The 14,304-nt window shown below is 67.2% G+C and carries 16 protein-coding genes; 13 read left to right on the top strand and 3 right to left on the bottom strand.

The genetic code is table 11. The annotated features are described in order from the left end of the window. Positions 1–7 precede the first annotated feature (7 nt). A complete protein-coding gene (gene tatA / locus EI73_RS11480) occupies positions 8–193 on the bottom strand; it encodes a twin-arginine translocase TatA/TatE family subunit (RefSeq protein WP_034386828.1) in 186 nt (61 codons plus the stop codon). Between the two features lie 274 nt (positions 194–467). Between tatA and EI73_RS11475 the strand changes: the two genes are divergently transcribed. The 6 genes from EI73_RS11475 to EI73_RS11450 all read left to right on the top strand — a co-directional run bounded on the left by EI73_RS11475 (position 468) and on the right by EI73_RS11450 (position 5,732). Next, positions 468–719, top strand: a complete 252-nt coding sequence (locus EI73_RS11475; RefSeq protein ID WP_034386827.1) for a twin-arginine translocase TatA/TatE family subunit — start codon at positions 468–470, stop codon at positions 717–719. 12 nt (positions 720–731) lie between these two features. Further along, positions 732–1,502: a twin-arginine translocase subunit TatC gene (tatC, locus tag EI73_RS11470; protein WP_034386826.1), complete on the top strand. Its 771-nt coding sequence runs from the start codon at positions 732–734 to the stop codon at positions 1,500–1,502. 108 nt (positions 1,503–1,610) lie between these two features. Then, positions 1,611–2,522, top strand: coding sequence for a prolipoprotein diacylglyceryl transferase (lgt, locus tag EI73_RS11465; protein WP_034386825.1), 912 nt, complete (start codon positions 1,611–1,613; stop codon positions 2,520–2,522). Between the two features lie 235 nt (positions 2,523–2,757). Beyond that, positions 2,758–3,243, top strand: a complete 486-nt coding sequence (locus tag EI73_RS11460; protein WP_156103528.1) for a hypothetical protein — start codon at positions 2,758–2,760, stop codon at positions 3,241–3,243. Positions 3,244–3,380: 137 nt separating this feature from the next. Next, complete coding sequence (gene glmU, locus EI73_RS11455) at positions 3,381–4,835, top strand: bifunctional UDP-N-acetylglucosamine diphosphorylase/glucosamine-1-phosphate N-acetyltransferase GlmU (RefSeq protein WP_034386824.1); 1,455 nt, start codon at positions 3,381–3,383, stop codon at positions 4,833–4,835. 123 nt (positions 4,836–4,958) lie between these two features. Next, on the top strand, positions 4,959–5,732 hold the full coding sequence (locus EI73_RS11450) for an intradiol ring-cleavage dioxygenase (RefSeq protein WP_034386822.1): 774 nt from the start codon (positions 4,959–4,961) through the stop codon (positions 5,730–5,732). Positions 5,733–5,745: 13 nt separating this feature from the next. Here the strand turns inward: EI73_RS11450 and EI73_RS11445 are convergent, their stop codons facing one another. After that, on the bottom strand, positions 5,746–7,110 hold the full coding sequence (locus tag EI73_RS11445) for an MFS transporter (protein WP_034386821.1): 1,365 nt from the start codon (positions 7,108–7,110) through the stop codon (positions 5,746–5,748). Between the two features lie 154 nt (positions 7,111–7,264). Continuing rightward, positions 7,265–7,855 carry a ribonuclease HI gene (gene rnhA / locus EI73_RS11435; RefSeq protein ID WP_034386817.1) on the bottom strand — a complete coding sequence of 197 codons (591 nt, stop codon included), beginning with the start codon at positions 7,853–7,855 and terminating at the stop codon, positions 7,265–7,267. A 40-nt stretch (positions 7,856–7,895) separates the two neighbouring features. Between rnhA and EI73_RS11430 the strand changes: the two genes are divergently transcribed. The 7 genes from EI73_RS11430 to pgl all read left to right on the top strand — a co-directional run bounded on the left by EI73_RS11430 (position 7,896) and on the right by pgl (position 14,299). Further along, positions 7,896–8,399, top strand: coding sequence for a DUF4870 domain-containing protein (locus EI73_RS11430; protein ID WP_034386816.1), 504 nt, complete (start codon positions 7,896–7,898; stop codon positions 8,397–8,399). Between the two features lie 53 nt (positions 8,400–8,452). Next, complete coding sequence (locus EI73_RS11425) at positions 8,453–9,208, top strand: PIG-L deacetylase family protein (RefSeq protein ID WP_034386814.1); 756 nt, start codon at positions 8,453–8,455, stop codon at positions 9,206–9,208. A 40-nt stretch (positions 9,209–9,248) separates the two neighbouring features. After that, entirely contained in the window at positions 9,249–9,800 is a 552-nt protein-coding gene (locus EI73_RS11420) for an SRPBCC family protein (RefSeq protein WP_034386812.1), read from the top strand. A gap of 136 nt (positions 9,801–9,936) precedes the next feature. Continuing rightward, positions 9,937–11,019, top strand: coding sequence for a phosphogluconate dehydrogenase (NAD(+)-dependent, decarboxylating) (gene gnd / locus EI73_RS11415; protein WP_034386810.1), 1,083 nt, complete (start codon positions 9,937–9,939; stop codon positions 11,017–11,019). Continuing rightward, the gene (gene zwf, locus EI73_RS11410) at positions 11,016–12,638 is read left to right on the top strand and encodes a glucose-6-phosphate dehydrogenase (protein ID WP_081909019.1); all 1,623 of its coding nucleotides are present in this window, start codon (positions 11,016–11,018) and stop codon (positions 12,636–12,638) included. Before gnd ends, zwf begins: the two co-directional genes overlap by 4 nt. A gap of 30 nt (positions 12,639–12,668) precedes the next feature. Beyond that, on the top strand, positions 12,669–13,628 hold the full coding sequence (locus tag EI73_RS11405; protein WP_034386808.1) for a glucose-6-phosphate dehydrogenase assembly protein OpcA: 960 nt from the start codon (positions 12,669–12,671) through the stop codon (positions 13,626–13,628). Beyond that, positions 13,625–14,299 carry a 6-phosphogluconolactonase gene (gene pgl, locus EI73_RS11400; protein ID WP_034386806.1) on the top strand — a complete coding sequence of 225 codons (675 nt, stop codon included), beginning with the start codon at positions 13,625–13,627 and terminating at the stop codon, positions 14,297–14,299. The genes EI73_RS11405 and pgl overlap by 4 nt, the downstream gene beginning before the upstream one ends. Positions 14,300–14,304: the final 5 nt, after the last annotated feature.

The raw sequence follows: 14,304 nt of genomic DNA, 5'->3' as shown, positions 1-14,304 counted from the left end.
GAAACCGCTACTCGCGGTTGGGCTGAGCCTCCAGTCCGGCGCGCAGCTCTTCGGTGACTTGTCCGGTCGAGCGGCGGAATTCCCGCAGGGCCTGCCCCACGCCCCGGCCGAGCTCGGGGAGCTTGCGCGGCCCGAACACCAGCAGGGCCACCAGCAGAATGATCAGGACTTCGGGTGCACCGATATTCGGCATAGGTCCACTCCTCTCGCTGTCCCCGGTGGAACAGGCGCCCAGGCTGTTCACGCCTGGGAGGAACGCGGCTCCTGCCTGTGGCAGCGTGCGTTCATCTGGAGATATGCGGCTCTGTGCCCTTTGGATCGCCCGCCCGGGAAGGGTGATCCAGTGACCGGCCACGCGCATAGAAGCAGGATGAGCAGGCGTCGCCTGCACCGCCCCTTCATCTTCTGGGAGTACGCTAGAAGTTGGGGGCACCAGCCCCGTCCCACTCTCCGCTGGAGGTCAGCCCATGTCATTTGGACCCCTTGAAATCATCCTGATTCTCGTCGTGATCGCCCTGCTCTTCGGGGCGCGTAAACTCCCCGAGCTCGGCCGAGGCATGGGCCAGGGCATCAAAGAATTCAAGCGCGAGGTCCACGGACCGGTCCCGCCCGTGACCGATGTTCAGGCGCGGCCCCTTCAGCCGCAGGACAGCGCGCCCACGGAGGTGACCCGCACGGCCGATGGGCACGGGGTGACCGAGCGCGACCAACGCGCCTGAGGCGGCAACGGCATGCGGCAGGAACAGGACCTCAAGAGCGCGCCACTCCTCGACCACCTCGAAGAGCTGCGCCGGCGCCTCCTCCTCAGCGTGGTGTTCTTGGCGGTCGGGATGGCCGTGGCCTTTCAGTACCGCCTCCAGCTCATCGAGCTGATCAAGGGGCCCCTCCAGTATTCGGAGCAGTACCAGCACGGCAACGTTCAGCTCGTCACCGTGAACCTGACCGACCAGTTTCTGCTCAGCCTTAACCTGTCGTTCTGGGCGGGGCTGGCGCTGGCGCTCCCCCTGATCCTGTGGCAGGTATGGGCCTTTATCGCCCCCGGCCTCTACCCGCACGAACGGCGCTGGGCGCTTCCCTTTATCGTGGGAGCAGGGCTGTCCTTTGTGCTTGGTGCGGCCTTTGGGTACACATTTGTGCTGCCCGCGATGGTTCGCTTCCTGCTCGATTTTCTGGGCGGCACCGTAGAACAGATGCAGAGCCTGGCGAACTACATCGGGACGGTCACGACCTTTCTCATCGCCTTTGGCCTCGCCTTTGAACTCCCCATCCTGGCCGTGATTCTCACGCGCATCGGACTGGTCAACCACGTGATGCTGCGCCGGGCCTGGCGCGTGGCGCTCGTCGGGGTGATGCTGCTGGCCGCCCTGATCACGCCCACCCCCGACCCCATGAACATGCTCCTGGTGGCCCTGCCGCTCTACGCCCTGTACGAGCTGGGCGTGCTGCTCTCGCGCGTGTTCCGCGTCATTCCGCCCGAAGAGACCCCCGCGCTCGGCGCCTGACGCTCCGCTTCAGCAACGGCTCCTTCTGCACCCTCTCCCCCGGAGAGGGCTTTTTATTCGGTTGATCGGGGCAGGGGGGCAGCAACCCGGCTAGACTGCACAGGACTTATGGACCCCGTCTTCCTTCAGATCGGCAGTTTCACCATTGCCTGGTACGGCGTGCTGATCACGCTGGGCATTCTCGCGGGCGTATGGGTGGGCACTCGGCTGGCCCGCGAGCGCGGCCTGAACGTGAACCTCTTTAACGACATGATCCTGTGGATGATCATCTGGGGCCTGGTGGGCGCACGGCTGGTGTTTGTGCTGACCTCCTGGCACCAGTTCGAGAACATTCCCTTCCCACGGGTGCTGCTGGACATCATCAACCTGCGCCAAGGCGGCATCAGCATCCACGGAGGCCTGATCGGCGGAATCCTGGTGCTGCTGTACTACACCCGGCGTTACCGGCTTAACTTCTACGAGTACGCGGACCTGTGCGTGCCCGGCGTGGCCTTTGGCATCATCGGGGGTCGCATCGGCAACATCATGAACGGCACCGATACGGTGGGGCGCGTCACCGGCTGGCCCATCGGCTACCGCTGGCCCAACTCGGCCCGTGCCTTTCACGAGGGCATGTGCATCCCCAATCCTAACCCTGACCTCGACCTCTCGCGCTACTGCCAGGAGATCGGCGGGCAGATCGTCATGACGGCCCCAGTGCACTTCACGCAGCTCTACGGCGTCATCATCGGCATCATTCTCTCGGTGGCGGCCTTTTTCTGGCTGCGTTCGCGCCGCCCCGGCTGGGCCTTTTGGCAGTTCTGGCTGTGGTACTCCATCCTGCGTGCCGGTTGGGAGGAGACGTTTCGCCTCAACCCCCTCCCCCTTAAGCTGTACCTCCGCCAGGGCCCGAACGAACCGGGGATTGGCCTCCTGACCGAGACGCACCTGGTCAGCATCCCGCTGATCCTGGTGAGCCTGTGGATGCTGTGGCGGCTGCGCCACAAGCCCGAGACACGGAAGACCGCACCCACCGCGTAGGACGTGCCTGGGCAGAGGGCGGCAGTCGGGGAAGGGCCCGGCGGCCGCCCTCCGTCCTTTGCGGAGAGCCTTGAGCCGAACTTGAGATTGCGGGTTCGTGAGACCCTCTTTAGCCGCGTCGCAAAAACGTGCCGCGTTCACCCGTCAAACTTGCGGGGTCAGTGGCCATCACGCCGCCACAGCGACGAGCCGAGCAGGAAAGACACCCTTCCCCCGGTTGCTCAGGAGGACGATGATGAAGACGCCGCACGAGATTCTCGACAACATTCAGGACGCCGCCCACCAGGTTCACCTCGGGATGGAACACGGGGTCAACCGAACGCTGATGCGGCAGCATGCGGCCATCGAGGCGCGGCTCGCCCAACAGCAAAAGGACCTGCAACGGCTCCGAAGCGAGGTGGCTGTGCTTCGCAAGCAGCGCGCCTCGGGCGGCGGCTTCCCGTGGGGACTCCTGCTGCTGGCCGGTGCTGGTTACGTTCTGTACCGCAACAATCCTCAGGTGCGCGAGCAGGTTCAGGGCCTGTTGCGGCGAGTGAACCCCGGCGTGGAGGGCAACGTGACCCGCGCAGGAGACGCCGTCAAGGAAGGCGTTTCCAACCTGGCGCGGGGTGAATCTCCGGCGGCCGCGTTCCAGACTGCGGGCGGCGAACTGCGGCGGGGAGGAGAGAAAGTCGTCTCTGATGTGAAGGCGAACCTTGAGGAGGGACGGCAGGACCGTTAGGCGAGGCACACAACGTTGAGGCCTTGAGGAGGCCCCCACCGCAGCGTCTCTCCGCTGCGGTGTTTTTGCGGGCCTTTTCTTTCCCGTCTGGAGAGGGCCCGCTTCCCGTACACTGGCCCCCGGACAGGTGACCTGGAATGACTGAACCCGATCGTCCGTTGGACGTCCTTATTCTTGCCGCGGGACAAGGCACCCGCATGAAATCCGCACTTCCTAAAGTGCTTCACCCGGTGGCCGGGCGGCCCATGGTTGCCTGGGCGGTTCGCGCCGCGCAGGAACTCGGCGCGCGGCAGGTGGTTGTGGTGACGGGACACGGCGCGCCGCAGGTGGAGGCAGCACTCTCCGGAAGCGGCGTGCGCTTTGCCCGGCAGCAGCGGCAGCTGGGCACCGGACATGCCTTCCTGGTCGGCGCCCAGGCGCTGCCCAGCACGGGGGACGCCGACATCCTGGTGCTGTACGGGGACACCCCGCTCCTACGCACCGAGACGCTGCGTGAGCTTATCGCCGAACACCGCGCGCAGGGAAGCGCCCTCACGGTCCTGACGGGGGAGCTGCCCGACGCGACCGGCTATGGCCGTATCCTGCGGGACGCGGACGGCAACGTCGAGCGCATCGTGGAGGAAAAGGCCGCCACGCCCGAAGAAAAGGCGGTCCGCGAATTCAACTCCGGGGTGTACGTGATGGACGCTCGCGCCCCCGAACTCGCGCGCCGCATCACCAACAGCAACCCGGCGGGTGAGTATTACCTGACCGATCTGCTCGAACTGTACCGGGGCGAGGGCGCCAAGGTGCGCGCCTTTCGGCTGACCGATCCGGACGAGGTGACTGGGGCGAATGACCGCGCCGGTCTGGCCGCAGCCGAGGCCATCTTGCGGCGACGAATCAACGCGGCGCATATGCGGGCCGGGGTGACCCTCCAGGACCCGGACACCACCCGGATCGAGGACACCGTCACCCTGGGCCGCGACGTGACGCTCGAGCCGGGGGTGATTCTGCGGGGGCAAACGCGCGTCGCGGACGGCGTGACGGTGGGAGCCTACAGCGTGGTCACGGACAGCGTGCTCGAGGCTGGCGCTGTGGTCAAACCCCACAGCGTGCTGGAGGGAGCGCGAGTCGGTGCGGGCAGCGATGTGGGCCCATTTGCTCGCCTGCGCCCCGGTACCGTGCTGGGCGAGGGAGTCCACATCGGCAACTTTGTGGAGACGAAAAACGCGCAGCTCGCTGCGGGCGTCAAGGCGGGGCACCTCGCCTACCTGGGGGACGTCACGGTCGGCCAGGAGACGAACATCGGCGCGGGCACCATCGTCGCCAACTTCGACGGGGTGGAGAAACACCAGAGCAGCGTCGGGGCCGGCGTCTTTATCGGCTCCAACTCCACCCTGATCGCCCCCCGCGTGATCGGGAACGCGGCCTTTGTCGCGGCGGGCAGCACCGTCCACGAGGACGTTCCGGAAGGGGCCCTCGCCATCGCCCGCGGCAAGCAGCGCACCGTGGAGGGCTGGTCGCGCCGCTACTGGGGCGGCCTGCGGGAGAAGGTGGGCCAGAAACTGCCCTGGCTGGCGAGGTGGCTGGCGCGGCAGGGGGAGCGTTAGACCAAAGGGGAAGGGGGCCAGCCACGCGCTGGCCCTTTTGGCCGGTTCTTGACGCCCTCTACGCGAGTTCTTCACACCCGTCGCCTACGCTGCCTGCCAGTTCACCACCAGAGGGAGGCTCATATGGACAACGACGACGCGATGGTAGGAACGCTGCTGAGCCGCCGCCGAGCGCTCGCGCTGCTGGGTCTGGGGGGCGGGGCACTGGCAACGACGGGACTGATGGGCTGCAACGGCACGGCAGCGGGCAGCGGCACGGGAACCGGGGGAACGGGCACGGCTCTTCCCTCCTGTGTGGTGCGCCCCGCACTGACCGAGGGGCCCTACTTTGTGGACACCAAGCTTCAGCGCAGTGACATCCGCAGCGACACGGGGACGGGCACGATCCAGCTCGGCGTTCCCCTGAGCCTCACCTTTCAGATCACCCGGGTTGGCAGCGGGGGCTGCACCCCTCTCGGCGGGGTGATGGTGGACCTCTGGCAGTGTAATGCCCTCGGCGTCTACAGCGGCGTGAGCGGAAACGGCCAGCCGAGCACCGTTGGGCAGGACTTCCTGCGGGGTTACCAGCTCACGGACGCCCGGGGCGAGGCCACCTTTACGACGATCTATCCCGGGTGGTATCCGGGACGCACCCCCCATCTCCACTTCAAGCTGCGGGTGCTTTCGGCGAGCGGCTCCACCCAGGAATTTACCTCGCAGCTCTTCTTCGAGGACGCGCTCAGTGACACCATCTACCGCACCGTCAGCCCCTACGCCACCAAGGGCGCGAACCGCAGCGTGCGAAACGCCAACGACAACATCTACCAAAACGGGGGCAGCCAACTTCTCCTCACCCTCAGCGGCGACGCAGCGAGCGGCTACCGGTCCACCATAGACATCGGGATGAACATCGCCTGAACAGGCACCTCTCCTAGCCACCTCGCGCCGCGGCCAACGCCTCCACGTACTCGCGGTCTTCCACGCGCTGAACCACCGGATTCAGGAGCTGCACGGCGCAGATCACGATCACCAAGAGCCCCAGGACGGCGATGACCGGTCCGGGCGGCAGAGCGGTGGAGAGGGCCGTGACAAAGGCCATGCCCAGCGGCACCGTAAAGCGGCCCACCACGCGGCGCACCGCAAACACCCGTCCCTGAAGTTCGCGGGGCACCTGCGCCTGCCAGATCCCGGCGCTGTGGGCGTTGGTGATGGGCATCACAAAGACGGTCAGCGCAAAGGCGAAAGCGGTCAGGGCGACGTCACGGGAAAGACCCATCAGGACGATGCCGACTCCGCACAGCAGAGCCGGCAGCAGGATCCCGAGGACCCGCCGCCGCTTCAGGCCGCCCCAGGCGCTGATGGCGAGGCCACCCAACACCATGCCCGCACTGGTAGCGGTCTGGATGATGGCGAGCGCACTCGCAAAACCAAGGCCCCGCGCGGCCCGGTCCGCCTCCAGCGTAAAGGTGGTCAGCAGGGTCTGGTAGACGGGGATGGCAGCGGTGGCAAAATTCAGCGCGGCGGCCAGGATCAGCAGGTGCAGCAGGGGGGGGCGCCGCAGCAGGTACGTCCAGCCCAGCCGGGTGTCGGCCTTGAGGTTCGCGGCAGCACTGCCGTGATGTTCGGCAGGGGGAGGACTGGGAATGGCGAGGCGGGCGAGCACCGCAGCAGCCAGCAGAAAACTCAGGCCGTCGATGAGGAGGGCAAAGGGCACGCCGCTGCGCAGCGAGGCCAGCCAGCTCCCCTGCCCCAACAGCGCGGGCAGCCCGATCAGCAGCGTGGCGAGGCCGGGCGCGAGCAGGTTGGAAAACTGCCGGGTGGTCTGCATCATGCCGTTGGCCCGGGTGAGCTGGGCCTCGGGGACGATCATCACGTAGCTGCTTTCCAGGGCAGCCTCGTGGAAGAGGCTCAGGGCCTGGGTGACGAGCACAAAGGCCAGCAGCAGCGGGAAGGGGATCACCACCCCCAGCATCAGGGCGAACAGGCCCAGGGTGAGAAGCCCCGCCAGCACGTCACACGTCAGCATGACGCGCTGACGGTTGACCCGGTCCACCACCGACCCGGCGACCGGCGCGAGCAGTACCGTCACCAGGGTGGAGCCGATCGCCAAGGCCCCCAGCGCGAGGGCCAGCGGCGCTTTCTGGTCGGGCTGCGGGTACAGCGTCTGGACAACGTACACATTGAGCGCGAACCACGCCACATAGCTGCCGATCTGACTCACCGACTGCGACGCCCACAGGGCCAGAAACGTGCGCCAGCCCCCTGCCGGGATGCCTGAAAAGTGGGTTGAGGCCATGACCAGACGAGTCTAGAACGGCAGCTGTGATCAGGCGGACGCACATCAGCAGCAGCGGGGGCGCGGCGCCGGGACCTCCGTTCTCGCTCGCCGGGAGCGCGGGCCACGAACGCCCCCGCCGCCCAGATCACAGCAGAGCGCGTGTCTGGCTTGGCTATAGAGAGCCCCTGGTGCGCCGTGCCGTCTCCCGGGTCCTGAGCTTTTTGCGCTCCTCCACCGCGAGCCTATCCACCCGCTCGTTCTCGCCGTGCCCGTTGTGGCCCCGCACCCAGACAAAGGTCAGGGCATGGGTCCGGGCCAGCGTGATCAGTTCTTCCCAAAGATCCTGGTTTTTCACCGGCTCACCGCTCGCTGTTCGCCAGCCGTTGCGCTGCCACTTCAGAAGCCAGCCGTCCGTAAAGGCCTTGCGCAGATACTGGCTGTCGGTGACCACCCGCACCTGGCAGGGCCGCTTGAGAACCCTGAGCCCCTCGAGCAGGGCGCGCAGCTCCATGCGGTTGTTGGTGGTCTCTTCCTCATGGCCGCTAAGGACGAGTTCCTTGCCACGGTACTTCAGGAGGGTGGCCCAGCCGCCGTGCCCGGTCGCCGTGTCGCACGCACCGTCACTGTAGAGATCAACCTGTTCTCCCGCAACCGGCACCTGCGGCTGAATGCCCGCCTTGATGGGCAGGAGGTCGCGGGCGGCGTCCTGGGCCCTTTGTGCGGGGGATTTCCGGAAGGGGGCTTTCCCGCCTGGGCGCGTCATAACCTGGAAACTGTAGGCAGCGGAGACGCGTACTGTCAATATGAGCTTTCCCGAACCGCACCCCCCCGTTTCCCCGCCGGTTCCGGGGCCAGATCCCACCTTGATCCCCGAAGCCCAGCGCACGCCCGCCCTGATCCTGCACCTCTCGCCGCTGCTGGGGCTGGTGCTGCCCGCCTTGGGCAACGTGCTGGGGCCGCTTGCCGCGTGGCTGGCCTACCGCGACCGCGCCCCGGTGCTCGATCAGCAGGGCAAGGAAGCGCTGAATTTCCAGCTGAGCGTGTGGCTGTACTCCTTGCTCACCGGCCTGCTGTTTTTCGCCCTCTTCAGCCTGGGCTTCCTCGGCGGCGCGTTCGGGGCGGCGGCGGGCAGTCCCAGTCTGGGCGCCTTGGCCATCTTCGGCAGTTTGGCCGCCTTCTTTGCCTTTTTCATTCCGGCCAGCCTGGTGCTGTGGCTTTTTCCCCTCGTCGTGATGCTTCTCGCCGTGGTTCGGGTCAGCCAGGGGCAGACGTACCGGTATCCGCTCAGCATTCGCTTTCTTCGCTAGGGGAAAGCGCGAGCCCCCGCCCTCCACCAGGCCGATCCCCTATCCTTTTCCCCATGCGACTCATGGCCGTCTTTGCACATCCCGACGACGAGATCGGCTGTATCGGAACGCTGGCAAAACACGGGGCGCGGGGTGACGAGGTGATGCTCGTCTGGACGACGCTCGGAGAACTTGCCTCGCAGTTCGGGGACGCCCCGCACGAGGAGGTTCGTCGGGTGCGGCGCGAGCACGGGGCGTGGGTGGCTGGGCGCATCGGGGCCCGGCACCACTTCTTCGATATGGGAGACAGCCGCATGACGGGTGGGCGGCAAGAGGCGCTGCAACTCGCGCGGCTGTACGCGCACTTCCGGCCCAACGCGGTGATCACCTGGAGTGACGACCACCCGCACCCCGACCACCGCATGACCGCCAAAATCGCCTTTGACGCGCTCACCCTGGCCCGCATTCCCAAGATCATCAACGAGTCGGGCGGCGGCGCGGCCATGCCCCCAGCGCCCAACCTCAGTGGCGACGAGGCGGTCGAAAGCGGAGAGGACGTGACCCGCCTGGAAGCCTGGCGCGAGCCGGTGCGCTTCTACCAGTACTACGCGCCCGCCAGCCCCTACCCGGAAGTGTTTGTGGATATCTCCGAGACCTTTGGGGTCGCCGAAGACGTGGCGGCCTACTACCGCGACTTCTACCGCTGGAACTGGACCGCCGAGCAGTTCCGTGAGGGCCGAGCTGCTCTAGGCCGCCTCGCCGGCGTGCCGTATGCCGAGCGCTTTACCCTGCGCGCCTCGCACCCGCGCGCACGCGCCTATCTGGACTGAGGCCAGCAGGCGGCGTTTCCCGCGCTACAGTGACCTCAACATGGCCGAAGACATCCACATCAAGCAGAACCTCGTGGTGCGGGCACGGCCGGACGTGCTCTACCGCCTGGCCCTGGAACCCAAGCGGCGGGTGAAGTGGGACCCCAATCTGGTGCGGGCAGAGTACGAGGGCGGCGAGGGGCGCCTCAGCAACAATGCGTTGGTGCGCTTCAAGTTCTCGCGGCGGCTGCTCGGCCTGAGCTTCGTGGCGCGGTACGGTCAGCTGCAGGCGCCACTGCGCGGCGGCTGGGAGAGCGTGCGGCACGTGGGACCGCTGGAAAAGCTCACGCAGAGCTGGGTTTTCAAGGCCATGCCGGGCGGCACCGAGGTCACCCTGACCCTCAACGCGCGGGTACGGTACCGCTGGGTCCGCCGCCCCGTCGAGCGGCTACTCCACAACCTGGTTGTGACCACGTTGCTGGAACTTCAGCGGCAGGTGGACGCACCCGGCGCCCAGCTCCTAGAGGACATGGGCCGCGAGCTGCAACGCAAGCAGAAGGCCGAGCAGCAGGCTGCCAAAGCCGCTGCCAAAGCGGCGCGGCGCGGAAAGTAGCGCCGGCCTGAGGGCTCGCCGTGTGGACATGGGAGCAAAGGTTTTCTAGGGGTCAGGCAGCGCGTATGATGCCCTTCAGTAGGCGTCAGGGGACTGGAACCGCTTCCGTACCCTTCCCTGGGCCGGGAGGTCAGACATGAAACTAGGCATGATCGGGCTGGGCAAGATGGGCGGCAACATGGTGCTGCGGCTTCTGCGGGGCGGGCAACAGGTTGTCGGCTACGACCGGCTGGAGGCCAATGTGGCGCTGATCGAGGCCGAGGGCGCACAGGGCGCCCGCACGGTGGACGAGCTGATAGCGGCGCTGGGGCAACCCGGGGAGCGGGTGGTGTGGGTGATGGTGCCGGCCGGGATCATCACGCAGGCGGTGATCGACGACCTCGCCGCGCGCCTCGCACCGGGAGACATCATCATCGACGGCGGCAATTCCAACTTCAAGGATACGATGCGCCGAGCCGAGGCGCTGGCCGGTCGGGGCATTCACTTCGTCGACGTGGGCACCTCGGGCGGCGTGTGGGGCCTGACCGAGGGGTACGCGATGATGGTCGGGGGCCCGAAAGAGGCGGTTGAGCGCCTGCGGCCCATCTTTGAGGCGCTTGCCCCGGCGCCCGACCGGGGGTGGGGGCGCGTGGGGCCTTCGGGGGCGGGGCACTACGTGAAGATGGTGCACAACGGCATCGAGTACGGCATGATGCAGGCCTATGCCGAAGGCTTCGAGCTGATGCGCAACAAGACCGAGTTCAACCTGGATATGGCGCAGATCGCCGAACTGTGGCGGCACGGCTCGGTGATTCGCTCGTGGCTGCTGGATCTCACCGCCGAGGCGCTGAAAAACCAGGCCGATTTCAGTCAGCTCTCCGACTACGTGGCCGACTCGGGCGAGGGGCGCTGGACCGTGATCGACTCGGTCGAGCAGGGGGTCCCCACCCCGGTGATCACGCTGGCGACCCAGATGCGCTTCCGCTCACAGCAGGAGGTCAGCTACGCGGGGCAGATGCTTTCGGCGATGCGCCGTGCCTTTGGAGGACACGCCGTCAAGACGCTGGAGGCGACTCGGCAAGAAGGCGTGGTGCCGGAGGTGCAGCCCGGCGAACACCCCGTGGCCGCCGCTCCGCAGAACATCCCCACCCAGGCCGCGCGGCCCGACACCGGCAGTCAGCAGCAGGCCGAGGAACTGGGTGAGACCGGTCAGCAGCGCGTGACGGGGGACGGCGCATGACCGCAGACGACCAGACACGAGGGGCGAGTGCTCTCCCGCTTCCGCAGCGGACGCAGCCAGACACGGGCCTGATCCCCCCCGCCCGAACCCGCTCACGCACGAAGCCTGCAGAGGACACGGAAAATCCTTTTCGCGCGCTTATGCGCCGCAACCGTGCCCCGGAGCCCGCCACACTGGTGATTTTCGGGGCGACCGGCGACCTTGCCAAACGCAAGCTGCTGCCCGCCGTGTTCGGGCTGTGGCAAGACGGTCTGCTGGGAAGCGCCTTTCATATCGTGGGCGTGGGCCGGCAGGAGATGACGGACGAGCAGTTCGGGGAGTTCGTGCTGGAGGCCCTCCAACACAGCAAGGAAACCGACGAGATCCAGCCGGGTTCTCTCCAGAAGTTCCGTGACCTGCTGTACTACGAGTTCGGAGACTTCTCTGAGGACGAGGTCTACAGCCGAGTGCAGCAGGAACTTGACCGGGCTGGACAAGCACACGGCGGGCGCAAGAATGCCCTCTTTTACCTCTCGACGCCCCCCAGCCTGTTTGAGCCCATCAGCACCGGCCTGGGCCGGGTGGGCCTGGCCGATCAAAGCGAGGGCTGGCGCCGCATCATCGTAGAAAAGCCCTTTGGGCGCGATCTGGCTTCGGCACGCGAGCTGAATGCGGCCCTGCACCGCGTCTGGGACGAGTCGCAGATCTACCGTATTGACCACTACCTGGGCAAGGAGACGGTGCAGAACCTGATGGCGATTCGCTTCGGCAACGCCATCTTCGAGCCGCTGTGGAACCGCAGCTACGTCGACCACGTGCAGATTACCGCCGCCGAGGATCTAGGGCTGGAAGGCCGCGCCGGGTACTACGAGGAGGCTGGGGCGGTGCGCGACATGCTGCAAAACCACCTCATGCAGCTTTTCACCCTGACCGCGATGGAACCTCCCGCCGCCTTTGACGCCGACGCGATTCGCGACGAGAAGGTCAAGGTGCTGCGGGCGGTTCGGCCCATTCCCCCGGAACGCGTTCCGGATGTCGCCGTACGCGGTCAGTACGGTCCCGGCACGCTGTACGGCGAGCGGGTGCCGGGCTACCGCGAGGAACCCGGCGTGAAGCCCGGCAGCAGCACCCCGACCTATGTGGCCGTGAAGCTGGAGGTGGACAACTGGCGCTGGCAGGGTGTTCCCTTTTTCCTGCGCACCGGCAAGAGACTGCCTAAAAAGGTCACCGAGATCGCCGTGGTGTTCAAGCGCCCGCCGCTGGGCATGTTTCCAGGCGGACTGGAACGCAACGTGCTGGCCTTTCGCATTCAGCCCGACGAGGGCGTGAGCTTAAAGTTCTCCTCCAAGTCTCCGGGGCAAGAGATGGTGCTGCGCGAGGTGGTGATGGACTTCCGGTACGACGCTTTTGGCGCGCCCCTGGAAAGCCCGTATTCCCGGCTGCTGCTTGACGCCATGCTGGGTGACGCGACCCTCTTCCCCCGCGAGGACGAAGTCGACCATGCCTGGCAGATCGTCTCCGGCCTGCTGACGGCCTGGGGCACGCCTGCCCCCGACTTCCCCAACTACCCGGCGGGCACCTGGGGCCCCAACGCGGCCGACACGCTGATCGGGCCGGACCGGCGTTGGAGGCGGCTATGAGGAGCGCTCTCACACGCAGCGAGGTGCCTGATGACCCACTCCACTGACCTTCGCCCCCGCGGCCCCGTTGAAACCGACGTGCGCCGGGCCCAGGCCGCTCTGGACGAGCTGTGGGCGCAGACAGACGTAGAAACGCGGGCGTACACCGGAAATATCGTGGCCCTCACGGTGAGTCGGCACCTCGCGCGGGTGGAGGAGGCGCTGGCCGGGCTGGAGGGGAGATACGCGGGACGCCAGCTTATCGGCGTGATGGACGCGGAGGAACAGGAGAGCCTGCGGGTGCAGGTCATGCTCGTGCCGCAGCCGGGCGGCATCTATGTCGAGCGCCTGCGCCTGCGGGCCGATCCCGAGCAGCTCCGGGGCGCCATCCTGCCGCTGCTGCGCCCCGCAACCGTCAACCACGTGTGGTGGGCTGCGGACACGCCACCGGGAGGCGTACTCCTCGCGGAGCTGACCGAGCTCGCTGACCAGGTGATTGCCAATAGCCTCCTGCTGGATATTCCCCCGACGCGGCAGTACGCCCTGGCCGATCTGGGCTGGTCCCGCTCGGCGCACTGGCGCGAGGCGCTGGCGCAGGTGTTCGACAGCCCCGACGCGGCCCGGCAGCTTCGAGCGGTGCGGACCCTGACCGTGCAGTACGCCGGCAGCAACGCGTTACCGGCTCGCCTCTTTGCGGGCTGGGTGGCCAGCACGCTGGGTTGGCCCGACCTGAGCAACGTCACCTTCCAGGCCGCCGACTGCGAACGCGAGAACGGTGACCTGTGCGGCCTGGAACTCGCGGGCCAGGACGTGACGTTTACCCTCAGCGCCGCTGGCCGCGAACGGGTGCGCTGCGAGGCCCGGTGGCCGGGCGTAGCGCGCACCACCGAGGTCAATGTTCCCCCCATGAGCCTTGCCGAGGGCCTGGGCCGCGTGATGGCCCGTCCCGAGCGCGGAGAGGTCTTTGAGCGGGCCTGGGCGCTGGCGCGGGCCAGCCTGGAGCAGCGGTGAGGTGGCAGGTCTTGCCCACGCCCGCGGCCACGGGGCAGGCCGCCGCCGAAGCCTTTGCGCAGGCGGCGCGGGAGGCCGTCGCTACCCGCGCCGCCTTTCATGCCGCGCTTTCGGGCGGCAGCACGCCCCGGTGGATGTACCGGGCCCTGCGTGAGCTGCCAAACGTTCCCTGGGAACAAGTCCACATCTACTTCAGTGACGAACGCAGCGTGGGGCCGCAAAGCCCCGAGAGCAACTACCGGCTTGCCCATGACGAGCTGCTCACGCACGTTCCCATTCCCGAAGCCCAGGTGCACCGCATGGAGGGCGAGCGCCGCCCGCTCGAGGACGCCGCACGGGCCTACGCGGCCCTCCTTCCCGCGCGGCTCGACGTGGTGTTGCTGGGCATGGGTGACGACGGCCACACCGCCAGCCTCTTTCCCGGGACGCAGGCGCTGACCGCCACTGACAGAGTCGCCGCGAACTGGGTCCCCCAACTCAACACCGCAAGGCTCACCTTGACCTTTCCGGAGATCAATGCGGCCCGAGCACGCTGGCTGCTGGTGACTGGGGCGGGCAAGGCAGAGGTGCTGCGCGCGGTGCAGCTGGGTGAGGAAGAGTACCCCGTCGCGCGGGTGCAGGATCCGGTGTGGTTCCTGGACGCGGCGGCGGCAGCCAAGCTGAGGGACTAGGAGCT

Origin of the sequence: Deinococcus sp. YIM 77859 (assembly GCF_000745175.1) — a bacterium.
In the GTDB taxonomy this organism is placed as follows: Bacteria; Deinococcota; Deinococci; order Deinococcales; family Deinococcaceae; genus Deinococcus.
Note: the sequence above shows the minus strand (reverse complement) of the source record. Positions and strands in the feature narration are given on the sequence as shown.

Bases quoted from the DNA above. Each gene is read 5' to 3' on its own strand.
- zwf (WP_081909019.1), top strand. From the start codon at position 11,016: ATGACCGCAGACGACCAGACACGAGGGGCGAGTGCTCTCCCGCTTCCG.
- EI73_RS11450 (WP_034386822.1), top strand. From the start codon at position 4,959: ATGGACAACGACGACGCGATGGTAGGAACGCTGCTGAGCCGCCGCCGA.
- EI73_RS11420 (WP_034386812.1), top strand. From the start codon at position 9,249: ATGGCCGAAGACATCCACATCAAGCAGAACCTCGTGGTGCGGGCACGG.
- rnhA (WP_034386817.1), bottom strand. From the start codon at position 7,855: ATGACGCGCCCAGGCGGGAAAGCCCCCTTCCGGAAATCCCCCGCACAA.
- EI73_RS11405 (WP_034386808.1), top strand. From the start codon at position 12,669: ATGACCCACTCCACTGACCTTCGCCCCCGCGGCCCCGTTGAAACCGAC.
- EI73_RS11445 (WP_034386821.1), bottom strand. From the start codon at position 7,110: ATGGCCTCAACCCACTTTTCAGGCATCCCGGCAGGGGGCTGGCGCACG.
- tatA (WP_034386828.1), bottom strand. From the start codon at position 193: ATGCCGAATATCGGTGCACCCGAAGTCCTGATCATTCTGCTGGTGGCC.
- EI73_RS11475 (WP_034386827.1), top strand. From the start codon at position 468: ATGTCATTTGGACCCCTTGAAATCATCCTGATTCTCGTCGTGATCGCC.
- EI73_RS11460 (WP_156103528.1), top strand. From the start codon at position 2,758: ATGAAGACGCCGCACGAGATTCTCGACAACATTCAGGACGCCGCCCAC.
- EI73_RS11430 (WP_034386816.1), top strand. From the start codon at position 7,896: ATGAGCTTTCCCGAACCGCACCCCCCCGTTTCCCCGCCGGTTCCGGGG.
- EI73_RS11425 (WP_034386814.1), top strand. From the start codon at position 8,453: ATGCGACTCATGGCCGTCTTTGCACATCCCGACGACGAGATCGGCTGT.
- lgt (WP_034386825.1), top strand. From the start codon at position 1,611: ATGGACCCCGTCTTCCTTCAGATCGGCAGTTTCACCATTGCCTGGTAC.
- tatC (WP_034386826.1), top strand. From the start codon at position 732: ATGCGGCAGGAACAGGACCTCAAGAGCGCGCCACTCCTCGACCACCTC.
- glmU (WP_034386824.1), top strand. From the start codon at position 3,381: ATGACTGAACCCGATCGTCCGTTGGACGTCCTTATTCTTGCCGCGGGA.
- gnd (WP_034386810.1), top strand. From the start codon at position 9,937: ATGAAACTAGGCATGATCGGGCTGGGCAAGATGGGCGGCAACATGGTG.